Origin of the sequence: Robinsoniella sp. RHS (genome assembly GCF_001029355.1) — a bacterium.
GTDB lineage: Bacteria > Bacillota > Clostridia > Lachnospirales > Lachnospiraceae > Robinsoniella > Robinsoniella peoriensis.
Window position 1 is genome coordinate 1 of record NZ_JNGB01000015.1, and the last position, 24,405, is coordinate 24,405.

The window sequence follows — 24,405 nt, forward strand, 5'->3', positions numbered from 1 at the left end:
TCTCTATTCCATTGCCAAATGTGTTATATATAGAATCTACTTAAAATGTTCTGCCCAGGCTTTCAGTTCATCTATACCTGCATCTGCATGAAAACGTTTGCCATCCATAAGGTCAGCACCTTTACAGGAATCTTCCAGTTCCACATTTGTCCTTCCCATTCCACTGCTGCCGGATGTTGCAAAGGGTATAATTTTTTTCCCTTCCAGATTATAAGCTTCTAAAAATGTATTGATAATAGTCGGAGCCACATACCACCAGATGGGGAAACCCAGATAAATCATATCATACTGATCCATATTCTCTACTTTATCGGCTATAGCCGGACGGAATGATTTATCATTCATTTCCACGCTGCTGCGGCTTTTTTTATTTGTCCAATCCAAATCCTCAGCTGTGTATTTTTGTGCGGGCTGAATTTCATGCAAATCCGCGCCAATCGCTGATGCTAGTCTTTCTGCTAATCTTGCGGTTATGCCGCTCACTGAAAAATATACTACTAATGCTTTACTCATTTTAGGTTCCTCCTTTATCATATATAGCGAACTGTCTCTGATAATTCTTTACGCTGGGTATGCATAGTAAGAGGTTTCGTTCCCTCTGCGGCATAACCGATATCAAGGATCATCAGTACTTCCTCATTTTCCGGCAGTCCAAGCTCTTTTTCTGTCACTTCCGGATCAAAGAAATTAATCCAGCAGCTGTCTACACCTGCCGCCTTTGCAGCCAGCATCGCCCCGTATAAGTTAGTTTCCCATATAATCTTCTTAAATGATCTAAAAATGGCTGGATTATATGTTTTGCCCCCTATCGAATAAAATTTGTAGGTGCAAAGGACTCTTTTTCCGGAATCCCATAGGCTTCCTTTCCCAACTGAATGCTCTTGATCAAAAACGCCATATTCCTGGCCAATGTCCGCATAATCTGTAGCCCTTCAGTATCCTTCTCTGCTTCCCCTTTGTCCCTGCCATGAATCCCATTCCAGTACTGGCTGGAAGCAACCGGCATACCTGAAATGGTAAAATATTTGTTCAGTTCATCAAATGTTGAGGACAGACCGCCTCTTCTCGCCGCCACGACACTTGCACCGACCTTCATTGTCTTGTCAAAGTGCGTACTGTAAAACAGACGGTCTAGTAATGCGATCAGGGTAGCATTTGCAGAAGCATAATAAACCGGGCTTCCTACCACCAAACCATCACATGCCTCAAACTCAGGTGCGATTTCATTAACCATATCATCAAATACACACCTGCCCTTTTCCTTACACTTATAACAGGCAATACAGCCCCGAATATCTCTGTTTCCCACTTGTACAATTTCTGTTGCAATACCTGCGCCTATGAAAATCTTCTCCATTTCCCGCAGGGCTGTATATGTATTTCCATTACTGTGTGGACTGCCGTTAATCATCAATACTTTCAAGTTATCATCCTCCTCTTCTCTATGTGTGTCTATCCGTCCAGAGCGTACTGAAAATTACTTCAAACAGGCTCTGACACTCCACCGTACCAGCAACAATAGTGACATCACTGGCATTATCATTACTGGCAGTTCGGAGTGCTATCACAGACTTGACAATCTGACTTTTCATTGCTATCATTTATATTGTACTCTTCGGTAGCAGCTACCGGTCAATAGTTTTTTTATAATTTTTTGGAGGTTCTTATGTACACAATGAAACAAGCCTGCGAAATGACAGGCATGAATTATGAAGCATTGAAATTCTATTGTAATGAAGGGCTGGTTCCCAACGTAAAGCGTGACCATGCCAACCGCCGTATCTTTGATGAGTATGATATTGCATGGATCAATAGCCTGACCTGCTTAAAAAAATGCGGTATGGGCCTGAAAGAAATGAAGGAATTTCTCACACTGTGCCTCCAGGGCCAGTCATCTGTCCCTGAGAGGAAAATAATCCTGGAGAATAAGAGAAAAGACCTGCTCCTGGCTATGGATGAACTTCAAAGCTCCATTGACTACATAGACCAGAAACAAGCCTTTTATGATGATGTTATTGCCGGAAGAACGAAATATTACAGCAATCTGTTCCCCGGAGAGGATTAACTTTTACCTCTCCTTCCGATTATGCGCTTTACATATCATCTGGGTCATTGTTCCCATAGGGCTGAATGCGCACCAGGTCCGGGGTCTATACAAAAGCATTACTGTAATGCCAAGAATCGTGGATGTCAGCATAATACTATAGAATCCAAATGCAAACCGGGCGATCCAGGGAGCTGTAATGTTAGCGGAATAGGTTCAGCAGATGCCCCCTGCCGCAATCACTGCCCCATCACCTATCGTGACACCGGAAAGTATTGTTGCATTGGAACCAACCCAGACGTTTTGCCCAATATGGATTGGGGCAGGAATCATATCCCCCCTGTATCTGGGATCTAAATGGTGGTTCAGCGTTGCAAGGACCAATGTAAAGGTTCTTTCCACAGTTGGTATAGAAAGGCGGAAACAAATTGAATGTTACATCTACCGGCCTTCCTGTCAGCTATTCCATTCAGCACTCTGATTTCCTGCGGTGTATGATAACTTCCATTTAATTCTGCTGTCAGACGCAAAGCCTCCTGTGAAAACCAATGCATACACTCATGTATCTTAGATCCACAGGTTATTATTTTTCCGCTTTCCATATATTCTAAAAACTCTTTTATATCAATCATTTCTGTTCTCCTGACTTTATTAATTTATTTATCCGCTACTTTTTCATTTACAGTATATTTTGGATGCAATATAATAGCCAATACTTATATCATATTAATCAGCATAGTTGAAACCTATATATTTTCGTGTTAAAGTATTGATAAAAGTATAAATAAATTCAATTGCAAAGGAGATTTTCAGATGGAATTACGAGTGCTTAATTATTTTCTGGCAATTGCGCGAGAACAAAGTATTGTGCGGGCTGCAGAATCACTGCATCTGTCTCAGCCGACACTTTCCACACAGATTAAAAATATGGAAGAAGAACTGGGAAAGCAGCTGCTGATCCGCGGAACAAAGGGTTCTCGGAAGGTTACACTGACAGAGGAAGGGATGATACTTCGCAAACGAGCAGAAGAGATATTGGATCTTGTAAAAAAAACAGAGAAGGAAATCACGCTTTCGGACGATATCCTTATGGGAGATATCTACATTGGAACAGGCGAAACTGATGCTATACGCCTAATCGCAAAGGCTGCAAAAAACTTACAGAAATCACATCCTGGCATTCATTATCATATATCCAGCGGGAATGCAGAATTCGTTACCGAGCGGCTGGATAAAGGATTAATTGATTTCGGTCTTATCTTTTCCACCGTGGATTATACGAAATTTAATTCTTTAAAGATGCCTGCGAAAGACATCTGGGGTGTCCTGATGAGAAAAGATTCCGAGTTGGCGATAAAAGAAGTTATTACACCCGAGGATTTGTGGGAAAAACCCCTGATCTTTTCTCAGCAGGAGGACAAAGGTGGACGTATCTTACAATGGATGAATAAAAAAGCCACTGACTTAAACATTGTCGCTACTTACAATCTGATATTTAATGCTTCCATAATGGTTGATGAAGGCCTTGGATATGCGATTACTTTTAATGGAATTATTAATACAACAGGAGTTAGTAATCTTTGTTTCCGACCTCTTTCACCCTGTCTTGATAATGAAATGAATATTATCTGGAAAAAATATCAGTTGTTTTCCAAGCCTGCTGAAAAATTTTTGTCGGTCTTGCAGGATGCTTTTCGTTTGCCCGGCTCATAAGCGGCAATATCAGGTGTCTTTTCCCATCTATAAATACACCTCTATCCCATCGACCCCTTCTTCCCGTATCTCTTCCACAATGCTTCCCTGCAGCTTCTCACCGCATATCTCAATGACTTCCCTGTTCTTCCTTGTGATGATATATTTCTTTACACTATAATTACCCGGGATATAATCCTGTTGGTTCTCTAAATGATACACCACCGGGATACTTCCCAAAAACGTTGCCTGCACTTCCCTCTGTTCGTCAATCAGATATGCCGGAAGCATTGGCTGCAGTGCCAGGGTCAGTGTCCCATCTAAGACTCTAAATGGCTTTTCCCCAAACATCATGATCTGCCACATCTGCACGAACTCTGCCGTGGATCCGCTTAGCCTGGCGACAAATCCACGCCCGTGCAGTTTCGGGTCGGGATTGGCGGAACTGGCGATAAAGGAGGAATTTTCCAGGATGCTTCTGCCATACCTCTCTTCTTTTTGAAACGGAATGGCTGCTCTTTGAAAGTCCCCGGTAAATGCATCATACAATCCGGACTTTAGCAGTTCCAGCAGATATTTATACTCCATATGGAGCCAGATTGATTCATTTTCTAGCCATCCTGGGGTAAAGGCTCTTGCACGCCCGATTTCATAGGACTCCTGTTCTAAAGAGGCATTTACCTTATACATGCCCAATGCCCTGTCGTAAAGCCCACTGTCTTTTACCTGCTGATACAGGCGGTATTTCTTTTCCCGGTTCATATCCAGCTTCAGAAAACGGACCGGGCCTTCCAGAAAATAGGGCAGCATTTTGGCTTTGACTTCCGTCGGTAGAATTCCGAAAGCGTCTTCTTCATAAGCCAGCACCTCGTAAGAAAAATAAGCCGGGCTAATGCCATGTCCAATCTCCAGGGCTTTTTCGATTCCCATTATAACCGCAGTTTGAAATACTTTTAAGATACGTACTGCTTCTTCACGGATGATTATTGCTTTATTTCCAGATAAACAGCCGCAGGTGCTCTCCCAATACGCCTCCTTCGCATCGTTTACCAGATTCCAGCGGGTCAGCATATCCTCGGTAGTCTGAGCATCCACCATCTTAACAACCAGGTTCATCAGTTCCTGTGGCACGGAAAGTTTTCTATCATACTTTTCCAGTGCAGACAGCAGGAAGCTTAAATTTCTAGCCAATTCATAGGTTTCACACATGGAGGAGCCAAGCAGTCCCGGTAGTCCGTTTAAGGCATCATACCATCCAGGCTTTCCTCCCTCCATTTCGATACCCATGCCATTTAGATCAAGGGCTGCCGTCTTCACCACACAGATTAAAAAGAGCTTTTCAGCCAGGGTACTGGTAACTTTTCTGCCATTTTCCTCCTCCAGATACTCCTTCTTATCCCCTTGGGGATTTTTCTTCAGGTAATGATACTGGCGAATGCCCTGCATGGTATGTACATAGCGCTTTTTCCTTGGCAAAAGAGTAACCGCCGCCTGTTTGTACAGATACGTATTATCTTGAAACAGCAGGCTTTCTTCCTTTTCCGGATATATGGTCAGATAAGATTCAACCAGGTCTAAATTGTAAGTCCAGTGATCTGACCAATAACCTTCCATATAACTGGTTTTACAGTCACTTTCCGCCTGGGCCATCTTCTGGTGGAACATTTCCTCTATCTTCATTTCCTGTCCAGGGTATGCATCTGCCAGCTCCTGATAGAGCTGTCCCGGAGTAAAGGAGGTTTCTTCTCCCGGCATATGGTAAGTGGTTTTCTCAATGCCAAGGGGATTATAGCCGTCTATTTGAATGCAGTTGTAGAACATCTTTATATTGGCTTCCCGGACAAAGGGTGAAAACTGTACATCACTTCTTCGATTCTGATTGACATCCCTGAAGTTCCCATTTCCCTGCGTATAGAACTCAGGCAGTATCCGGAAGAAATTATAGTCCCTTTCCACGTCCCCATGTTTTCTGGAATAGAGGTAAAACAGCTTGTTTCCACCCAGAATCATGGGACAGCCGCCCCGCAGTACATTGTCCAGATAAGTCTGGCGGCAATAGAGGTCAAAGCTTTGGGAAGCAGTTTTGGTGGCAATCCGATCTGTTAGCTGCATGGTAATTTCATAGGATTTTGCTTCTTTATTCTTAAAATAGTCCGGTTGTAAGGCCTTTTCATACAGCCGCTTTAGCAATGTTTGATTTTTCGACTGCCCAAACACTTCCACAAAGGAGCAGGTTTCTCCCGGCAGAATTTCCGGCTCCAGTGCGAAGAAACAGCATGGCAGGATATTTTGCGCAATCTGCTTTCCTTCCAGCAGTTCAGACAAAGATTTTTCCTGAAAACAGAGTGGATTTTCCAGGGAATTGTCATATCCGAAAATATGCTCCTGATTGATCACAGCGGGCAGCACTTCCCCGGAAGACGCGAAAGCAAAACCAAAATTACCGCCCTCCACCTCTTTTACTTCTGCAATGTCGTCGGTACTCACACGCATTTTACAGTAGGGAATTCCGGTCTCATGATTTAATACCTCCATCCATGCCTTGGATGTCTGTCCCTCCACCTTCATACTCTGCCAGTCTATTCCGTAGGGCAGCATTTCTGCCATCCCATCCAGTACCTCAATGGATGCCCTTTGGCTGCCTTTGTTGCAGATGGAAACCTGTCGTACCAGCCCGCCCAGTTCTTCCGATGGCAAGGTGTAATATTTCACGGTAATTTCCAGGTTCAGGTCGGTATTCTCCTCCCGTATGGTCAAATCATTCATACCAATCCGCATTTCTTTATCGTAAGCGTCCCGGGTAAATGCCTCCGTGTAAACGCCGTTTACTTTCATAAAAGTGCGAAAGCCCATTCGTTTAGTCCGCTGATAAGCCTGATGTGCAGGGTAAAATTCCATTAGGGCATGATCTTTGTCTTCTAAACCAAAGCTGGTGATGCCCTGGCCGCGATTCACATAAAAGCACCAGACCGGAATCCCATGTATACCGTTAAGTCCCGGCAGAAAGCTTGCAAAAGTCGGTTTCTTATGGTAATCCTGTATGATGTATCGGTTATTATTATCAAACATAGTCTTCTCCTTCATCCGGGTCAAATCTCCCTCAAACTGTTACACACATCTGCCTCAAAGCAATTTCAAAACACGCTGTAACGGTTGTTTATCGCTGTATTCCCATTCTCCTATACTGTTCTTTCGGGCAATCATTTTTCTCCATGAGCCTAATCATCAGCGCAAGCATCTCTGCTTCCTTTTCTTCATCGTTTATGGGACTGTTCTGAAAAGGATCCAGCTTCAAATCATAAAGTCTTGTCCCAAAGTGCCGTGGAGGACCGTCACCCAGCCCTCTGACAGCTTCAAACCGCATGAGGGGCATTTCCCTGGTAAAGGAAAAAGGTGGTGAAATCTCCATGGTGCACATTTCTTCCCTGGAGAAGAAACTTCGCATATGGGTGGGCATCTGGGTATATTCATACAGTGGTTTATTATCTGGCACAGAGTCCCTCATGTATACGAAACGTCCGTCTGTCACATTGATCTGTCCCCCATGCATCCCAAACAATGCGCCCTCCCGAACCGGTGTATCTTTTAAAATGGTATCTGCCAGGGGCTTGCCCTCCATCTCTCCTGGAATCTCTGTCTGAAAATACTGAAGCAGGGTTGCGGGGATATCAATGGTCTGTACCAGTGCCTCTCTTCGGACATTGCAGATCTGGCTTCCCGGATCCCATAGAAAAAGGGGGATATGGGCAATTTCTTCATAAAATGGATGTACTGATTTTGCCCAGCAGTCATGTTCCCCCAAAAGGTAGCCATGGTCGGTATTGACAATAAGCATGGTATCTTTCCACATATCATGTTCATCCATAAAGTCCAGTATCTTGCCAAGCCAGGCATCACACATAGTAAGCAAAGCTGCGTATTCATAGCGGCAGTGCATCACTTGTTCCGGTTCTTCCGTAACCTCACCGTAAGAAGGCCAGTCAAACTGCAGACCCTTATAATCATGGGGATAGTATTCCTTGTATTTTTCCATAGCGAAGAAAGGCTCGTGGGGATCAAAGGTCTCCAGATGCAGGAACCAGTTGTCCTCTGCCTGGTTTTTTTCCAGAAATTCCAGACCCAGCTTAAACACTCTGGACTGGGGATGCTCTTTCTCGGTATGGACATAGCTGCGGTTGATAACATCCTGGACCCACGCCTGCCCTAAGTGGTCCGGAATCAGCGGTTCTTTCACAACACCTTTCCACCGGTCACCTTCCTGCCCCCGCACCATTTCCCAGGTATGATAACGGTGATGGTAAGTACAGCCGCCGTCCTCCCAATAATGCTGATGGTCACTTATCAAATGTGTATAAATGCCGTTTTGCTGCAACCGTTCCGGCATGGAATCGTCATAAGGTTCAATTGGACCCCAGCTGCGATGAAGAAAGTTGTATCTGCCTGTATGTAATTCACGCCTCGCCGGCATGCACGGGAGGCTCCCGGCGTATGCATGATCAAAAACCACTGTCTTCTCAGCCAGACGCTGAAAATTAGGCGTGTGTGTCCAGTCGCAGCCGTAGGGTGATAACAGATTCCGGTTCAGGGAATCAAACATAACCATAATTGCCCGCATAGTAATCCTCCTGTTATTTCATTGGCAGTGCAAATAAAAACTCACGGATTTCCTTTAAAGTATCCGGTGTACAGCCCGGTGGAATAATGCCTCCGGTACCCACCACCAGCCCGCGATAGCTCTCCATATCAGCCAGATATCCCGCAAGCTCTTTTTTAATCTCCGCCGCAGGTTTTAACCAGGTCAGACAGTTACTGCCTCCGATCAGTGCTTTATCCGGCAAATAACTGCGGACCTTAAAAAAATCAGTATTTCCGATGGGCGGTGTGCTAAGGGCTTCGATCCCGGTAAATGGTATGTCCCCAAGCAGCGGCAAAACCGCCTGCAGATGTCCGCACATATGGAACACAAGCCTTTTATCATACCCTCTGCACAAGTCTGCATATTCCATTAAATGTCCATGGCAATACGCATCAAACTGGCTGGGGCTAATGATTGAAGTCGATGTATTTTCGGTAAAATAAAGAACATCCGCCGGACTGTACTCACACATGATACCTGTACTTTCCACGTTTACCCGCTGCATTTGTGCAAACAGCTCCCGAAGCTCCTCCTCATAATCAAACAGAAGATACTGTCCATTTTCAATACCGGCATACCACTCCACAAAGTCCATCAGTGGTGATTCACTGATGTTGGATACACATAGGCCCCGGTCACCAAGGATTTCATATTGTTCCTGACCGGCTCTGACTGCCTCCATGTCCGGCTCTGCGGTAGTATCCTGAAAATATCTGGTCAGAATTTTAATGTCCTTTTCGTTTTCCACAATCTGCTTATGAGGATGATAGGAATCTGTGGAGGCATCATAAAGAAGAATTCCCTCTAAGGTGCCAATGGGTGTTGTAAAACTGCGGATCATCCTTCCATTCTCTACAACTTCCTGACAGGAGCAGTCATGATTACGTAATTTCACACAGGGCGGCAGATAAATCTGTATATCCGTCCCCACATAGTCATGGACTTCCCGGACTGACATGCTTTTAAAAGGTTCCTGCTGCGCTCTCATATAGCTGCCGTCAAATATCTTCGGCCAGAATACCAGGCGGTCTGTTTCCTCTAAATTCAAGGTTCTAAGCCATCGTTCCTTACTATTTAATTCCATCGTTCAGCTCTCCTTAATCTGCATAATTCCATTCCCGTTTTCCCTCTTCTTTTGACGGGCATCCTGGAAATACTGCCATATGTTTGCCAGCAGTATGGAACCAAACATGATTCCTCCACCCAGCAAAAGCCCTGTACTCAGCTTGTCATATCCAATCACAACTGACAGAATGGATCCAAACAGGGACTCTGTTGAAACGATAATGCCCACCATTGCGGGCGGTACATATTTTTGTCCAATCATCTGCACCGTCAGCCCTACACCGGTAGCCAGTACCCCCAGATAAAGCATTGCGGTTATTCCTTCTGCACTGCCAAATCCCGTTAGTCCGTTTCCCTCTATCAGCAAAAACACAAAAGACAGGACGGCGATGACCGAAAACTGCATAAATGCCAGGACACTGACATGGATATGGGGAGCGGTTTCTCCCACAGCAACAATATGTGCCGCAAATAGTACCGCTCCGATCAGGGTCAGAACATCCCCGGGTGCAAATAAGAACTGGTTACCCGGATTGACTGATAGAACGCCGATTCCCACAAAACTAAGAAGTGCACACAGGATCAGCACCGCCTTGGGACGTTTCTTCGTAACAATCCAGCAGACAAATGGGACAAATACTACATTCGCACTGGAAATAAATGCGTTATTTCCCGGTGTGGTGCTTTGCAGGCCAAGGATTTGTGCAAGATTCGCCCCAAAAAACATGGTTCCAAGTAAAACCCCTGTTTTCCATTGCCCCTTCCGATAGTTGGACTTTATTTTCCTGGCTCCAAAGATTCCCCATAACACCGCTGCTATGAAAAATCGTCCAAACATCAGGGCAGCTGCACTGATATCTGCATTGAGCGCCATTTTCTGAAAGACAAAAGAGGTGCCCCAGATGAAAGCCATAATCAGAAGCATAACACTGCCCAGCATCTGCTTATTCCCCGCTTTTTGATCTCTGTTCATGATTCCTCCCGTTTATGCTTTTGTGGCTTTCGCATCCTGTGCGCCTGCCGGTATCTGGTTTGGTGAATTGAGCATTTGGTTCAGCCTGTCAATCAGCTTATCCAAATCTCTCTGTGGTGTTTCGTACAGTCCTCGGATGGCATGAAACGGAAGCTCCATCAATTCCTCCCGCAGGTATACAGAGGTTTCATCTTCACCGCTCATAAACTGCTCCACCTTAGGTGAGGATGCCCGAAGACTTCTTTTTGTCTCTTCTGCCAATTGGGGATACTGAAAGACCGTACTCATCAGGGTATTCATCGTAATTTTCTGTGGCAGTTTTACACTGGATACAAGCTCAATTTCAGTCTCCAGCCTCATATCCCTTGAGGAAGCACCGATTTGAATTTTGTAAATCCCACTGCTGCAGTACCAGTCCTGAATATCGGTACAATACCAGGCAAAGCTGCGCTTATCCAGAACAAAGCAGACAGTCTTCGTCTCACCGGGAGAGAGGTCAATTTTTTCAAATCCTTTCAGTTCCCGCTCCGGACGCCCGAAGGTTCCTGTGGCATCGGACACATAGAGCTGAACGATTTCTTTGCCCTGACGTTTTCCCGTATTGGTGATATTCACGCTGACGGTTACGGTTTCACTGTCCTTAACCACACTTTTATCCAGATGCAGGCTGCTGTACGCAAAGGTCGTGTAAGAAAGGCCATGTCCAAAGGGATACAGTACTTCCATCTTCTTCTTGTCGTAATAGCGGTAGCCCACGTAAATGCCTTCCCGGTATTCTACTGTATTTCCGTCCCCAGGGAAATTTAAATAGGAGGGATTATCCTCTAATTTCATGGGCATAGTCTCAGCCAATTTACCACAGGGATTTCCTTTTCCGTATAACAGATTTACTGCTGCTGCTCCCACCCCCTGGCCGGCAGTATGCATCTCAAGGACTGCGCTAACGCTGTTAATCCACGGCATTTCAACAGGTGAGCCATTGTGAAGCACTACAACCACATTTTTCTGGACTTCGCAGACAGCCATAATCAGTTCATTCTGGCAATCGGGCAGTCTCATATGATGGCGGTCCCAGCATTCACTTTCATAGGAATCCGGCAGTCCTGCAAAGATTACCACAGTTTCTGCCTCTCTTGCAGCGTGAACCGCTTCTTTTAACCACTCGGGATTCTTTTCATCGCTCTCGGCGTAAAATCCGGGTGCATAAGTGATCTGTGCAAATTCCGCTGCCTCATCCAGGGCATTACTGATCTTAAATGGTTTCACACAGGCACTACCACCGCCCAGAAAACGGGGTTTTTTCGCAAACTCCCCGATAAAGGCTGTCTTTGACTCCCCGGAAAGAGGAAGGATATGATTATCATTTTTTAAAAGTACTGCTGATTCCTGAGCCATTTTCACTGCCAGATCATGATGGGCCTCCCGGTCATATGTATCGATGCCGTTTCTGCCTTTGGCATAGCGGTAAATCATCGTCAGAATCCGTTCCACTGCCTGATCCAGCACCTGCTCCTTAAGCTCATTGCTGCTTACTGCTGCTGCAATCTGTGCATCCGTGTCCTTATTGCCCCCCGGCATTTCCAGATCCAGTCCGGCTTTTAGGGCTGCTGTCCGGTCGCTTACCGCACCCCAGTCGCTCATCACCAGTCCCTCAAATCCCCATTCGCTGCGAAGCACTTCCGTTAAGAGCCAGGGATGTTCACTTGTATAAACACCATTCAGACGGTTGTAGCTGCACATAACTGCCCAGGGCTTTGCCTCCTTAATGGCACGCTCAAAGGCTGCAAGGTATATTTCCCTCAGGGTTCTGGTATCCACCTGTGAGTCCGTCCACATCCGCCAGTCTTCCTGATTGTTACAGGCAAAATGCTTCACACAGGCGCCAACATTCTGACTTTGAATTCCTTTGATCTGTGCTGCCGCCATTTCCCCCGCCAGAAATGGATCTTCCGACAGGTATTCAAAGTTCCGCCCGCAAAGGGGGCTTCTCTTGATATTAAAAGCCGGGCCCAGAACCACCGCGATATTAGATGCCTGGCACTCTTCTCCCAAAGCACTTCCCTGTTCCTTCATCAGTTCCCTGTCAAAGCTGGACGCGGCAGCACTTCCTGCCGGGTAGCACACCATCTCTTCACTGGCATTTACACCCAGATGGTTGTCTGCATCGTTCTGAAGCCGAAGTCCGCTGGGTCCATCGCACAGGCGAATCCTTGGAATGTTTAACCGTTCAATCACTTTCAGCTGCCAAATGTCCTCACCGGAACACATGCTTGCTTTTTCCTCTAATGTCATCTGTTCCAGAATGCTTTTGATATTTAGTTCCATCTATCGGTCACTCCTTTTCTTTGTTTTTCTCCATCACAGCCAAGGTTCTGGCTGCAATTTCCGAGATTTTTACCAGTCCCATTCCGTCTACACCCGATTTGATCTGATCATTAAGCGGTGCAGTCCATTTCCCAGGAAGCTTCTTTGCCCCGTTTATCATACCAATCACAGAACCTACGGTTGCTCCATTACAGTCAGTGTCAAATCCCGCAGCAACTGCAATTCCTATGGATTCTTCCAACGAACCGTTTCCATACAAAAGGGCAATGGTTACAATCACTGCATTGGATATGGTGTGGCACCAGTCAAAGCTGATATGCTTCTCATCCTGGGTGCTGTCCTCATCGTATTCCTCATGCACGGCATCAATCGCCTGTTCCCAATCGGTATATTTAATGCGGTTATCCAGTGTTTCCATAATCTTCGCGTAGAGTCTGGACCGTCTGGGTATCTGCGCCATACCGGCGCGGATAATTTCTTCTATATCATCGCTTACCGCTGCTGCAGACAGCATGGCTGCTACAAACATTTCACCATAAATTCCATTCTTAGTGTGAGAAATGGATGCATCCCTGAACGCCAGCTCTGCGCCATATGCCGGATCCCCCGGTGTCACATAGCCAAACAGGTCGGCGCGGATCTGGGCTCCAATCCATTCTCGGTAGGGATTATGATAAGATGCCGATTCCGGAGGTGCCATAACACTTACAAAGTTTCGGTAGGCGATCCGCTCTGCGGAGCAAACATGTCCATAGGGCAGGCAGTCCAACCAGATTTCCGCCACATCCTCCGGCGTAAAATCATATCCCTTTTCTTCCATCACCTTAAGGGCAATCAGCGTATAATTTGTATCATCATCCTCCGGCATGTAGTTTACATTATTGATCCAGTTTACGGTGGTGCTCCCATAGATCTTCCCTTCATCCACTATCTCATATTTCTCCCGAAGTTCCCTGGAGATATCAGAGGAAATATAGTAGGATATGGGATAATTGCCCGTATCTTTCAGCAGCCCCACAATGTAGCCCCGGTCATAGCCTTCAATGGGCTGTCCCAGCAGGCAGCCGCAGCATCTCCCAAGCCATGCACCATATATTTTGTCATAAGCTTCTTCTCTATTTGCATGATACGCCGGCAGAGTCGGTGCAGATTCGCACTCCTTACGTATTTCCGAAAGTCCGGATGGCTCCACAAATCCAAAATCTTCTTTTATGGGCAGACCCGCCAGTTCATCATGTAGTTTCAGCGCTTCTATTTCCGCCTCTTTAAAGGGAAGTCCCTGACCCTTAAGCCAAACTGCTTTTTCATAATATCCGGTGATATCTTTACCTTCTGTTTCACATTGCCGTATCTCTACGCCTAAGTTATCGGCATAGGATACCCACTGCATCTCTTTTAGCATCTAAACATCCTCCCTGTCACTTACTACCGCTTCCAGCATTGCTTCGATATTTTTAAGAGGCGTATCCGGCATGATTCCGTTTCCGGCAGCAAACATCATGCCTCCGTCAGGACGCCCAAAGGTTTCCCGCATCTGCCCTATCTCTGCCCTCACATCATCCGGTGATCCTTCCGGCATTAAATGCTGTACATCGATTCCGCACAGGAAGGTGATTTTCCCACCAAACTTTTCGGCAGTCTCTTTTCTGTCCATACAGCCTTTTTGCACCGGGTGAAAGACATCCAGTCCCGCTTCAATCAAATAGTCCATAAGAAGGCTGTTATCTCCGCAGGAGTGCAGCCAAAAGTGCATTCCTTTGCTGTGAATATGGGAAATCAGCTCTTTATAAAGAGGCAGATATAATTCTTCAAACACCTGAGGTGACATCATAGGACCGGTTTGATGACCCAGATCATCGGAAGTAAAAATGCCGTCAAACCCAAGCTCTGCGTAGCGGTCCACAATTACTTTATAGAAATCTACCAGCCTCTGGCCCAGGATCTTCAGATTGTCCATCTCTTCATAATAGTCTATCATCAGATTTTCCATGCCCCGGATCGTCCAGAAGCGTTCATGGAATACGCGCCAGAATCCGCCCAGCTTATAACGCCCGTCTACTTCACTTACATTTTGTTCCATATGATCAAAGATACCCGGCTCATGAGGATCGGGAAAGCTAGCCAGAAATTCTTCAAAATCATCCCAATCATCTAAAAGCTCCACGTCTTTTCCTATACTGTGAACAGCAGCCTCTGAATAATTTTCTTTAAATCCAAAACGGTATTCGGGATTGTCGGTGGTACTCTCTACACTTCCCGGCATGGTTACCCATGCATCAAAGATGTCATCCGGATATCTGGACGCCACTTCCTGCAGTTCCTGTCCATACTTTTCTTCGGTTCCATCTCCCCACCATTTGCATAGAAAAGTGGGAATTCCCCGGGCTGCTTCCCTGCGTTCAATCACTGCTGCTACTTCATCTCTTAATAAATGTCTTTTCATTTATATTCCTCCAAATTTTTCTGATATCTGTATGACCTTATTCTGACTAGAGCGTGTTTTAAAATTGCTTTCTGGCAGATGTGCGTCACAGTTTGTGGGAGATTTGTCCCGGATGAAGGGCGCGTAGCGGGCTACGTAACCTGAATTCGGGGCAAATATACCGCAAAGTGGGGCGTACAGATGGCGGGAATGAATTTTCAAACACGCTCTAGCCCTTTACTGCTCCTGCCGTTAATCCTTTGATAAAATATTTTGATCCGAAGATAAACATAATCACAAGCGGTATGGTTCCAAAACTCAGTGCCAGTATCTTCGCTGCATAATTTGTCTTGTGAAGCCCATTTAACATAGCAAGGCCAAGAGGTACGGTATACATATTCGGATCGTTAATGGCAATGAGCGGTACCAGGTAATTGTTCCAGGACCATAAGAACAGTAATAATAAAATGGTCACCAGAGGTGCCTTAACAAAAGGCATTGCAATGGAGAAAAAGATCCGCGGTTCGGATGCGCCGTCGATGCGGGCACTCTCCATTACTTCGTCCGGGATACCTCCATCCATACTTTGTTTCATCCAGTAAACGCCAAAAGCATTTGCGGAAAATTGAATAATCAGCGGCCATAATGTATCCAGTAAGCCAAAGGTACGCATTTCCATTATGTAGGCAATCAGGCTGATCTGCCCTGGTATCATCATGGAAAAAAGAATGATGTTCATAATTATTTTCCGGTATTTAAAATCATATTTAGAAAGTGCGAACCCTGCCATGGAGCTGGTCAATGCACCGATGCCCATGGCGGAAAAGGAAACCACCAAACTGTTTATGTAAAAGCGCAGAAACGTTCCGCTTGCAATCGTCTTAATATTATCAAGTAAATGCGTACCCGGGATCAGAGAAATGCCTCGAAAGAGTTCTTCTGTGGATTTCGTGCCCATCGTAATCATGATGTAAAATGGAAATACCGTAACAAATGACAGAAGAAACAGCACTACAGTAATGAGAATAACTTTTTTCTTATTCATATTCATCCTCCTTGCTAAATCTGTTTCTGATAAATACAATGATCATAATAAACACAAACGTTAAATATCCAATTGCCGCACCTTTGGAATAGTTCATCATACTGTTTTTTCCAAATGCGGTGTCATATAGATACCACACAGCTGTCAGGCACGAACGCTCGGGTCCTCCCACTGCATTACCTACGGTTGCCCAGCCATTGAGCAGCAGCATCGGTTCCTCCACAATCTGGGATCCGGAAATGATACTTGTAATAACGAGAAATTGTGTAATAGGCTTTAGCATGGGTATCGTAATATAGCGCAATATATGAAAGCCCCCTGCCCCATCCAGTTTTGCCGCTTCATAGAGCTCTTCGGGTATACCGGAGAGTCCGGATAGGTAAAAAATGGTGCAGTATCCAAAATAACTCCAAAACAGCATAAGTGCCGTTACAAATCGGGCAAGTCCAGGCGTTCCAAGCCAGTTAAGCCCTTCATTAATCAATCCTAACTGTAAAAGTAATTTATTTAAGATACCCGTCTGCCAGTCAAAAATCAGAGCAAACATCAGTCCAATGGCCACCGCGGTCGTTACGTGGGGCAAAAAATACGCAAGCTGAAAGTATTTTTTAAAGCGGACTCCTTTTGTAAATATTAAATTCGACAGCAGCAAGGCAACAATAATTGATGCCGGTATGTACATCACCATCAGCAATGCCGTATTAAACAAGGATTTCAAAAACCACTTATCCGTTGTCAGCAGCTCAATATAATTCTTTAGACCAACAAAGGTGCTGCCTCCCATGACCTTCCAGTCAAAAATACTGATTATAAACGAATGTACGATAGGAAATGCACTGAAGATCAAATAGATCACACAATAAGGCAGCAGGAACATCAGTGGCCAAAACCATTTCCGTTTGGTTATTTTTACTTTTGCTTTTACCATTTTAATCACCTGACTTTTCTATTTTTAGAGCAAAACCGGGCGTTGTATCACGGACCACGCCCGGTTTGTGAAATCAGTTACTTTACTGTTATTTCAGGAGCACCATTCTCCATTTCCTGCTTGTATAGTTCTGCTGCCTGTTCCGCCGTAATCGAAGTGTCCGCATTCATACTGCTGAGAACGAGTTCCACTGCCATTACATCGGGAATATCGTATTTGGTGATGGGATTGATGTGGATCGTCGGAATAACTCTGTTCATCCATACCTCACCGATATTCTGGCCTGCAAAAAATTCATCCTCACCCTCTGCAAAGTATGGGTCACTCGCTCCGTCCTTAGAAGTAGGTATTAACTGCAGTACTTTTTTTGTCTCCGTTCCTTCTTTTGTTAAGTTATAAAATTCAATCAATTTCCATGCCGCTAATTTATTTTCACTGCTCTTTGTAATGCTCATGGTAGTTCCGCCCCAGTTAAATCCGCCTGACGGAGGTACAATCAGTCCCCAGTTTCCTTTGCCCTGCTCGTCATTTGCTTTTACATAGTCAACCACGCCCCAGCATGCCGTTGGGTAGAAGATACTGTTGCCGGAACCGTAAGCTGAAAACCATGCCGGTGTCCACTGTACAATTTTATCCACAATTCCTGCATCCCGGAATTTAGCAACCTGTGCAAAGGTATCCGTCACTGCTGCCATATCAATCGTATCTCCGCTGATACGAGGTGCCTTTGACTGTCCGTTTATCATATAATAAACATCACCCAGAGATGGTATCATCGTTATCTTATTTCCGCTCTTTTCTGAAACTTCTTTTCCTTTTTCGATAAAGGAATCCCAGTCTTTCAGCATTGCTTCCAGCTCTTCCGGATCATCCGTACCCAGATATTCTTTCGCCAAATCCCTTTTGTACGCCATTCCTGCCGGACTCTGGCAGGTTTCAATGCCCAGCACCTGGTCGTTCTCGTCCGTCATCGCCGGAATAAGATAGTCAACTACCTGGGTACGGTCAAAGTTGTAAGGCTCTGCCTCCAGATTTTCCAGTATATCCATACTGAAAAGCTTCCCTCTAAAAGAAAGTTCCCCCATGAGAATATCCGGTAACTGTCCGCCGGATGCGATGGTGCTCTGCACTTTTGTAAGATAATCACCTGCATCAATCATGACCGGTTCCACCTCTACGTTTGGATACAATTTCTGAAAATCCTCAATGATTTCCATCTGATCTGCCCACCACCAAATGGTAAGCTTTCCCGAAAGCTCCTCTGCCCCCTCTGCTGTGGTATCTCCTGCAGCAGTGGCAGTACCTTTTTTTGCATCGTCTGCCTCTGGAGCTGTAGTTGCCGTAGTTTCATTCTTTTGCTGTGTTGGTCCGCATCCAACCAGCAAGGATACTGCTAGTGATACAGCTGTAAACATTTGTACGAACTTTCTCATTTTGTTACCTCCTATTAATTTGGGTTATCTGCTTTGTTTTGTAAAATAATTGTAGCATTATTAAAAAATAGATTGTAGTAGCTATTACCACTATTTTGTTTGTAATACCACTTTTTTATAATGGAAATAAAAATCCCCTCAACCATTGTAAAACGATTGGGGGGATACTGAATTATGATGCTTTGTAAATGGATGTTGTGTACGGAAGTTTGGGGGAGTGGGAAATGGCAGAGACATTTGTTGCCGATAGGTTTGCAGCTACTATAATGATGGAGGTTATGCTATAATGTCAATAGATGAGAGATTAACTATGAAAATAATTTAATAGGTTCAAAATAAAGGGAGGAATGATAATGAAGAAGGATATATCTATTTTTGAGAGACCGGGAAAACTTGCTGGATATGAAACTGAACAATACTTGACAGCCTGTGGAAATATGTCATGGTATGATTTTGTGACAGCCATGCCGTCGTTAGTATTCGTCGTTACAGGATGGAAATCCAACGGTAAGGAAAACGCCTGTCTACAATCCTGGACTAACTTTGCGGGCAGCGGAGCCGACAATTTCATCTGTATTATGGGAAAAGTCCATAAAGGCGGACATATGTATCAATCATTGAAAGAAACAAGGGTATGCGTGTTAAATTTCCCCTCAAATGACATTTACGATCAATGTATTAAAACGATTGGTAATAATCAGTTTGATACAGATGAAATCACCGCCTCCGGTTTAACGGCAGAGAAAGCCTTAAAGGTCAACGCTCCACGAATTAAAGAGTGTTTTTTGAATATCGAATGTGAATATTTATGGGAACATGAGCTTTTCGAGGGTAGTCAGGAAGTCGCAGTTGCATTGAAATCCGTCAATATTTGTATGGATAGCGAACGATACGACCAAAACAAACTCGGCAGATACGGGGTGAGCGGGTATTTGTTTCAAATTGACCAACCTACCAATCCAGAAACAGGAGAAACAACACCTTTTGGTCCCGGGATAATACAGCAAGGCAACCCAATTCCCTGGATTACAAAATAAGCATTCTCTTCAAACACGCTCTAAAAGCTAAGAGACTCAACTACTTTTGGCTTAGAGCGTATTTGAAAATTACTTTCTGACAACTGTGCGTCACAGTTTGTGGGAGATTTGTTCCGGATGAAGGGCGCGTAGCGGGCTACGCAACCTGAATTCGGGGCAAATATGCCGCAAAGTGGGGCGTGCAGATGGCGGGAATGAATTTTCAAACACGCTCTAGCCACAGATAACACTCATCATCAGCTCGGCAAACCCCTTGCTGTCTACTTCCACAGCCGCTTCTATATTCGGAATTTTTTCTTCTTCGCCAAAGTAATTCTTTTCTACAATCAGGCTGCCACGGGTAAACTCTCCCCGCAGTTCCACTTCTGCCCTGACAGCAGAATACTTTAGCAGCTTTGGATTTAACAGCTGTCCGATTACAAGAGGGTCATGGAGCATGATTCCTTTTCCGGTGGCATTTTTATAGGTTTCAATCAATGTAGACAGGTATCTGGCTTCTTCTTTGGGACTGTCCTTCAAGCGCTTTAAGTCTGCATCTTCTAAGATACATTTTGTGGTTACATCCAATCCAACCATCTTAATATTTGCCCCTGAACGCAGTACAATCCCAGCTGCTTCCGGATCACAATAGATATTCCATTCCTGGTAAGGAGACTCAAATGCCCCTCCCATAACGATGATGTCAGTCCCAATCATGACTTCCGGAGCTATTAATGCCACAGCCGCCAGATTCGTCAAAGGCCCCATTGCCAGGATGGTTGTATCCGGATACTTTCTCAGCGTCTGCACCAGAAAGTCAACTGCATGAATTTCATTTTTTACATAATTGCCATCAAGCTCTTCGCACAGGCAGGGAAGCTCATGATCGTTATCATCATGGTGGTCAACTATAAATGTACCGATTCCTTCATAGACAGGAATGAAATCCGCACCGCAGGACTTAAGTACCTTTGCGGCTAACACTGCCCTGTGGCTGGCATTCCGGCATATCGTGGTAACCCCTTCCACCTGAAGTTTCCCGGACTTAACTGCCAAAGCAATGGCAAGGGCATCATCCACATCATCTCCGATATCAGTATCAATTACTACTCTTTTCGTTAATTCCATTATAATCACCTTTTCCTTTTTATATTTGCATCATTTTATCATGTCTAGAAAAAGGATTGTAGTAGCTATTCCCACTATTCTGTTTGTAAAACCACTTTTTTAATGGAGCTGTACAGTTTTATGTACTACCCTTCTCGTTTCAAAGTCATAACAATTTCAACCACTGTACCGCCCCCGTCGCGCTGTGTAATCTGTATGGTATAATCCGTTCCATACAATAGTTCAAGACGTTTTATCACATTATACAGGCCAACGTGATTACGCCCGCTTTGTTCTGGAGGCTCATGGGTTAATATCCTGTCTGCCTGATCCTGAGTAATCCCTATCCCTTCATCTATCACGGAGATTTTCAGTCCACAGTGACAGGGAAGCTCCTCTTCCTCCAGAATCAGCCAGATTTTACCCGGCAGGCCAAGGGGGGCTATTCCATGAAATAATGCATTTTCCATTAATGGCTGAATGATGGATGCCGGAATTAACTCCTCCATCAGCTCATCAGGGCAACTGATAGACAGCAAAAATAAGTCTTTATAACGATAATTCTGAATGCACATATAGTTTTGGATAATGCGCAATTCCTGCTCAACGCTTGAGAAAATTTTATTTTGGGAAAGATGTATGCCATCCTGTAGCAGCTCAATAAACGAATTGGTGAGGGTAATAATATCTCCGTTTCGTTCTTTTCGAGCCAGATGGATAATGGTATTCAGCGTATTGTAAATAAAATGAGGGTTTATCTGGGCTATCAGAACCTCCTGCTCCAGCATATGTTTATCCTTTTCATGCTGCAAAGTCTCCTTCACCTGCCGGTCTATCTGATCCACCATATTGTTAAAGCCCCTGCCCAGATATTCAAATTCATCATGAGTAGCAATTTCTGCATGTGTCTGTAAATCACCTTCTCCAACTTTTTGCATCGCTGCGGACAGGGTCGCTACCGGCTTTGTGATATTCAGCATGACCCGTATCAATATTCCAATAATCAGAGCAACCATAATGCCAAGGACCAATACCAGCATCATTGCCCGGGGTCTGACAGAATCCGCCAGATACGAGTAATCCAGAATGGCTGTCAGGCTGCCCCCAATCTTCAGGTCATCACTTCGGCAAATCAAAGGTTCATTTTCTTTATATTCACTTTGGTCAATTAACTCCTGATCTCCTACACTTACGCTTTTGTCCCCATTTACATAGGTCATGGCATCAAAAGTTCCCTGATTGAGCCGAATAACCTGTTCTACTGTGCTCCAGTTTATATCAATAACGATCGTACCAAGTTCCTGTCCAGCCTGGTCAACAGAACGGCAGGGAAAAGCCACGCTGATTAAAGTGTTGGCTAAGTATCTGCCCTGAAAAGAATAGGGCTTACTAAAAATACCTTTGCCGCTGCCTCCCTCAATATAAGTCTGATACCATTTCTTTTGGTCCTGACTGGTGTAGGCATCATCAAAAGGTAAATAAGTCCAGATAATGTCATCTTCATCCTTTACAATGCCAATACTGTTAATATGTTCAGACAGGAAGACCAGCTCGTTGCAGCTCTGCCGAATCTTACTGTGTTCTGAAAACAATTCAAATACCGATGGATTCTTATCCTTAAGAAGATACTGTTGCACTTCTTTATTAACGGAAACATACTGCCCATATTTGTAAGCTTCCTCATATATATGATTCAGGTCCCGGACAACCAGGTCCAGCTTTGCTTCATTGTCCAGCTTCAGCTGTGTAACAATCATATCTGAAAAGTACCGGTAAATCATGGTTCCGCTGCCGGCGCTGATCAATAGGGTTATGATAATAATATAAAAAGAAATCTTCGTACTTATCTTCATGTTACTCACCTCTGCGGCTATATTCGTTTGGCATATATCCTGTTGATTTCTGGAAGATCTGGCTAAAGTACTGGGGCGAGGTATATCCGGTCATCTCCGCAATTTCATAGACTTTAAACTTACCTTCTCCTATCAGATATTTCGCAACTTCCATTCTATGCATTGTTAAATACTCCAGAAAGGTATATCCCGTTTCTTTTTTAAAGAGATTGCCAAAATATACTTCGCTTAGATCCACACTTTCCGCCACACTTTTTACTGTGATCTTTTTCATATAATTTTTATGAATATAATCAAGAGAATGAAGAATCTTTTTGTCCTTGATACTTCCAGGATTTGACCCAATCTGAATTCCAATTTTATTAAATTCACAGACAATCCAATTCCAGATTTCCCAGACACTGGAAATTCCTTCCATCTCCTCCTGGTGCAGCGCAATATATTGCATCAATGAGCTTAAATTATTATTGGCGCGAATCGCATCCAGCAAGTCTATCATCTTTCGAAACACATACCGAAAGCCTCCTAAATTAAAACGCGGTTTGCTAAAATAGGTATTCAGCTGGTCGAAGATCTGATTCATCCCCTGATAGTCTCCGCTTTGTATGGCTGCTTTGGCTTTTGCGATTTCAGCCTGGACATAGCCGTGATTGCTGTCCACATCCTCATAATATTTTTCCATACTGCGGCTGGCATAGGGCATGGCACTTTGAAAGAAGATGCTATATTTCATATACTTAAGCATATTTCGATAGGATTCTTTCATACTTTGCGGCGTAACCGCGCCATGATCATACAGGACCGCAATATCGAACTGAGATAATTCTCCAAAATATTTTTTCATTCTTCCATACAGCTCCATCAGCAAGGCTTGTCCCGGCACCTGTCCCCCGGGCAGTCCTGTGGAAAATAACAATCCCCAGCATTGCTGTCCAAAGCCGAATATCTGCTGCAGCTTCACCTCTCCGATTCCTGCAACGGCTTCCACTAACGCTGCTTTATCCAAACGAATTTCCGGCATCTGAAAGGATACCAGCTCGCTCAATAAATACGGCTCTTTTATCTTGATCAGTACCTGCAATGCTCCTTCTCTTTTCTGAATGGGCTTTAGTTCATCAAGGGGAGAAATATCTGCCATCAGATCATGATAATAATTATGCTGAATCGCCAGATTAATCTGACGGCTTTTTAAAATATCTCCAGAGAGGCGTTCCAAAAGTTCCAAAAGCTTTTCTTCAGTAATCTGATTCTTTAATAAATATTCGGTGACCCCATATCGCAAAGCTTGCTGTGCATACTCGAAGTCTTTATAGGCAGTTAACAGAACTACTTTTACATGGGGGTAGTCCTTTTGCAATTCCCGGCTGAGGTCGATTCCGTCCATAATCGGCATCCTGATATCCGTAATCACTATATCCGGATTTAGGGTTTTCATCATCCGAAGTGCTTCGGATCCATTTTTAAGACAACCTGCCAGGTGATATCCATGTGCTTCCCAATCGATTAACTCTGCCAGACTCTCCAGAGCCAGGCGTTCATCATCAATAATTATAATATTCATATCTACGTTGTATGATGTTTATAAAAGCCAAACACCATAACTTCCTTTCTTTTAATATCCTTGGTATAATTCATTCTGACAGGCTTCCCCCACAAAAGTCCGTCAGTACCGGCGGCACCAGAGCTGTTACTGCCTATTATATCGTAAGCATTAGCAAATGTGAAGTCTGCAAATTTCATGAATATCTGATCCTCTTATTCAACATTGATTTTTTGAGCAGCTTTTTGAGTCCCGGGCATAAAAAATTCAGGACATCAAATAACTTTATAAAATCTGATGTCCTGTTGTAAAACTTTTTCTTATGT

At 44.4% G+C, this 24,405-nt stretch carries 24 protein-coding genes and 4 pseudogenes; 5 read left to right on the plus strand and 23 right to left on the minus strand.

What is annotated here, in order from left to right:
- Nucleotides 1–36: 36 nt before the first annotated feature.
- The 4 genes from RHS_RS07660 to RHS_RS30500 all read right to left on the minus strand — a co-directional run bounded on the left by RHS_RS07660 (nucleotide 37) and on the right by RHS_RS30500 (nucleotide 1,601).
- Nucleotides 37–513 (minus strand): flavodoxin, encoded by a 477-nt coding sequence (locus tag RHS_RS07660; protein WP_047832829.1) that lies wholly within the window; start codon nucleotides 511–513, stop codon nucleotides 37–39.
- A gap of 17 nt (nucleotides 514–530) precedes the next feature.
- Nucleotides 531–731, minus strand: a complete 201-nt coding sequence (locus tag RHS_RS07665) for a nitroreductase family protein (protein ID WP_395021727.1) — start codon at nucleotides 729–731, stop codon at nucleotides 531–533.
- A gap of 74 nt (nucleotides 732–805) precedes the next feature.
- The gene (locus tag RHS_RS07670) at nucleotides 806–1,423 is read right to left on the minus strand and encodes a flavodoxin family protein (RefSeq protein WP_044294588.1); all 618 of its coding nucleotides are present in this window, start codon (nucleotides 1,421–1,423) and stop codon (nucleotides 806–808) included.
- 19 nt (nucleotides 1,424–1,442) lie between these two features.
- Nucleotides 1,443–1,601, minus strand: coding sequence for a hypothetical protein (locus RHS_RS30500; protein ID WP_160295793.1), 159 nt, complete (start codon nucleotides 1,599–1,601; stop codon nucleotides 1,443–1,445).
- 65 nt (nucleotides 1,602–1,666) lie between these two features.
- Between RHS_RS30500 and RHS_RS07675 the strand changes: the two genes are divergently transcribed.
- Entirely contained in the window at nucleotides 1,667–2,065 is a 399-nt protein-coding gene (locus RHS_RS07675; protein ID WP_047832830.1) for a MerR family transcriptional regulator, read from the plus strand.
- A gap of 3 nt (nucleotides 2,066–2,068) precedes the next feature.
- Here the strand turns inward: RHS_RS07675 and RHS_RS30505 are convergent.
- The 3 genes and pseudogenes from RHS_RS30505 to RHS_RS30515 form a co-directional block, all read right to left on the minus strand.
- Nucleotides 2,069–2,233 (minus strand): annotated as a pseudogene (locus tag RHS_RS30505) (4Fe-4S binding protein); the annotation flags it as partial.
- 27 nt (nucleotides 2,234–2,260) lie between these two features.
- The gene (locus tag RHS_RS30510; RefSeq protein WP_377144734.1) at nucleotides 2,261–2,377 is read right to left on the minus strand and encodes a DapH/DapD/GlmU-related protein; all 117 of its coding nucleotides are present in this window, start codon (nucleotides 2,375–2,377) and stop codon (nucleotides 2,261–2,263) included.
- 32 nt (nucleotides 2,378–2,409) lie between these two features.
- Nucleotides 2,410–2,676, minus strand: coding sequence for a hypothetical protein (locus RHS_RS30515; protein ID WP_395021730.1), 267 nt, complete (start codon nucleotides 2,674–2,676; stop codon nucleotides 2,410–2,412).
- A gap of 181 nt (nucleotides 2,677–2,857) precedes the next feature.
- Here RHS_RS30515 and RHS_RS07685 point away from each other — a divergent pair, with 181 nt between their 5' ends.
- Nucleotides 2,858–3,757, plus strand: coding sequence for a LysR family transcriptional regulator (locus RHS_RS07685; protein ID WP_047832831.1), 900 nt, complete (start codon nucleotides 2,858–2,860; stop codon nucleotides 3,755–3,757).
- 27 nt (nucleotides 3,758–3,784) lie between these two features.
- Here the strand turns inward: RHS_RS07685 and RHS_RS07690 are convergent, their stop codons facing one another.
- From RHS_RS07690 to RHS_RS30520, 8 genes and pseudogenes are all read right to left on the minus strand, one after another.
- On the minus strand, nucleotides 3,785–6,805 hold the full coding sequence (locus RHS_RS07690) for a hypothetical protein (RefSeq protein ID WP_047832832.1): 3,021 nt from the start codon (nucleotides 6,803–6,805) through the stop codon (nucleotides 3,785–3,787).
- Between the two features lie 88 nt (nucleotides 6,806–6,893).
- On the minus strand, nucleotides 6,894–8,351 hold the full coding sequence (locus tag RHS_RS07695) for a sulfatase (RefSeq protein ID WP_047832833.1): 1,458 nt from the start codon (nucleotides 8,349–8,351) through the stop codon (nucleotides 6,894–6,896).
- A 13-nt stretch (nucleotides 8,352–8,364) separates the two neighbouring features.
- The gene (locus RHS_RS07700) at nucleotides 8,365–9,456 is read right to left on the minus strand and encodes a uroporphyrinogen decarboxylase family protein (RefSeq protein ID WP_047832834.1); all 1,092 of its coding nucleotides are present in this window, start codon (nucleotides 9,454–9,456) and stop codon (nucleotides 8,365–8,367) included.
- A gap of 3 nt (nucleotides 9,457–9,459) precedes the next feature.
- Nucleotides 9,460–10,410, minus strand: coding sequence for a DMT family transporter (locus RHS_RS07705; RefSeq protein WP_044294597.1), 951 nt, complete (start codon nucleotides 10,408–10,410; stop codon nucleotides 9,460–9,462).
- Nucleotides 10,411–10,422: 12 nt separating this feature from the next.
- The gene (locus tag RHS_RS07710) at nucleotides 10,423–12,735 is read right to left on the minus strand and encodes a glycosyl hydrolase (RefSeq protein ID WP_047832835.1); all 2,313 of its coding nucleotides are present in this window, start codon (nucleotides 12,733–12,735) and stop codon (nucleotides 10,423–10,425) included.
- A gap of 7 nt (nucleotides 12,736–12,742) precedes the next feature.
- Nucleotides 12,743–14,137 carry an ADP-ribosylglycohydrolase family protein gene (locus RHS_RS07715; protein ID WP_047832836.1) on the minus strand — a complete coding sequence of 465 codons (1,395 nt, stop codon included), beginning with the start codon at nucleotides 14,135–14,137 and terminating at the stop codon, nucleotides 12,743–12,745.
- Nucleotides 14,138–15,178: a methylcobamide--CoM methyltransferase gene (locus RHS_RS07720; RefSeq protein ID WP_047832837.1), complete on the minus strand. Its 1,041-nt coding sequence runs from the start codon at nucleotides 15,176–15,178 to the stop codon at nucleotides 14,138–14,140.
- A gap of 102 nt (nucleotides 15,179–15,280) precedes the next feature.
- Nucleotides 15,281–15,358 (minus strand): annotated as a pseudogene (locus RHS_RS30520) (DUF6783 domain-containing protein); the annotation flags it as partial.
- Here RHS_RS30520 and RHS_RS30525 point away from each other — a divergent pair.
- Nucleotides 15,323–15,421, plus strand: coding sequence for a DUF6783 domain-containing protein (locus RHS_RS30525; protein WP_334291773.1), 99 nt, complete (start codon nucleotides 15,323–15,325; stop codon nucleotides 15,419–15,421). The pseudogene RHS_RS30520 and the gene RHS_RS30525 overlap by 36 nt on opposite strands.
- On the opposite strand, the gene RHS_RS07725 is transcribed toward RHS_RS30525, so the two are convergent.
- The 3 genes from RHS_RS07725 to RHS_RS07735 all read right to left on the minus strand — a co-directional run bounded on the left by RHS_RS07725 (nucleotide 15,387) and on the right by RHS_RS07735 (nucleotide 18,563).
- Nucleotides 15,387–16,202: a carbohydrate ABC transporter permease gene (locus RHS_RS07725; RefSeq protein ID WP_047832838.1), complete on the minus strand. Its 816-nt coding sequence runs from the start codon at nucleotides 16,200–16,202 to the stop codon at nucleotides 15,387–15,389. The genes RHS_RS30525 and RHS_RS07725 overlap by 35 nt on opposite strands.
- On the minus strand, nucleotides 16,195–17,130 hold the full coding sequence (locus RHS_RS07730) for a carbohydrate ABC transporter permease (RefSeq protein WP_044294606.1): 936 nt from the start codon (nucleotides 17,128–17,130) through the stop codon (nucleotides 16,195–16,197). Before RHS_RS07730 ends, RHS_RS07725 begins: the two co-directional genes overlap by 8 nt.
- 77 nt (nucleotides 17,131–17,207) lie before the next feature.
- Nucleotides 17,208–18,563, minus strand: a complete 1,356-nt coding sequence (locus tag RHS_RS07735) for an ABC transporter substrate-binding protein (RefSeq protein ID WP_395021736.1) — start codon at nucleotides 18,561–18,563, stop codon at nucleotides 17,208–17,210.
- A gap of 353 nt (nucleotides 18,564–18,916) precedes the next feature.
- Here RHS_RS07735 and RHS_RS07740 point away from each other — a divergent pair, with 353 nt between their 5' ends.
- Nucleotides 18,917–19,600, plus strand: a complete 684-nt coding sequence (locus RHS_RS07740) for a flavin reductase family protein (protein WP_395021738.1) — start codon at nucleotides 18,917–18,919, stop codon at nucleotides 19,598–19,600.
- A 20-nt stretch (nucleotides 19,601–19,620) separates the two neighbouring features.
- On the opposite strand, the pseudogene RHS_RS30530 reads toward RHS_RS07740, so the two are convergent.
- Nucleotides 19,621–19,746, minus strand: a pseudogene (locus RHS_RS30530) (DUF6783 domain-containing protein); the annotation flags it as partial.
- On the opposite strand from RHS_RS30530, the pseudogene RHS_RS30535 reads away from it, so the two are divergent.
- Nucleotides 19,741–19,827, plus strand: a pseudogene (locus tag RHS_RS30535) (DUF6783 domain-containing protein); the annotation flags it as partial. The pseudogenes RHS_RS30530 and RHS_RS30535 overlap by 6 nt on opposite strands.
- Here the strand turns inward: RHS_RS30535 and RHS_RS07745 are convergent.
- The 4 genes from RHS_RS07745 to RHS_RS30540 all read right to left on the minus strand — a co-directional run bounded on the left by RHS_RS07745 (nucleotide 19,814) and on the right by RHS_RS30540 (nucleotide 24,279).
- Complete coding sequence (locus tag RHS_RS07745) at nucleotides 19,814–20,707, minus strand: nucleoside hydrolase (RefSeq protein WP_395021740.1); 894 nt, start codon at nucleotides 20,705–20,707, stop codon at nucleotides 19,814–19,816. The pseudogene RHS_RS30535 and the gene RHS_RS07745 sit on opposite strands and share 14 nt — an antisense overlap.
- Nucleotides 20,708–20,832: 125 nt before the next feature.
- The gene (locus RHS_RS07750) at nucleotides 20,833–22,539 is read right to left on the minus strand and encodes a histidine kinase (protein ID WP_047832839.1); all 1,707 of its coding nucleotides are present in this window, start codon (nucleotides 22,537–22,539) and stop codon (nucleotides 20,833–20,835) included.
- Nucleotide 22,540: 1 nt separating this feature from the next.
- Complete coding sequence (locus tag RHS_RS07755) at nucleotides 22,541–24,100, minus strand: response regulator (RefSeq protein WP_047832840.1); 1,560 nt, start codon at nucleotides 24,098–24,100, stop codon at nucleotides 22,541–22,543.
- A gap of 2 nt (nucleotides 24,101–24,102) precedes the next feature.
- Complete coding sequence (locus RHS_RS30540; protein ID WP_395021743.1) at nucleotides 24,103–24,279, minus strand: hypothetical protein; 177 nt, start codon at nucleotides 24,277–24,279, stop codon at nucleotides 24,103–24,105.
- Between the last annotated feature and the right edge of the window lie 126 nt (nucleotides 24,280–24,405).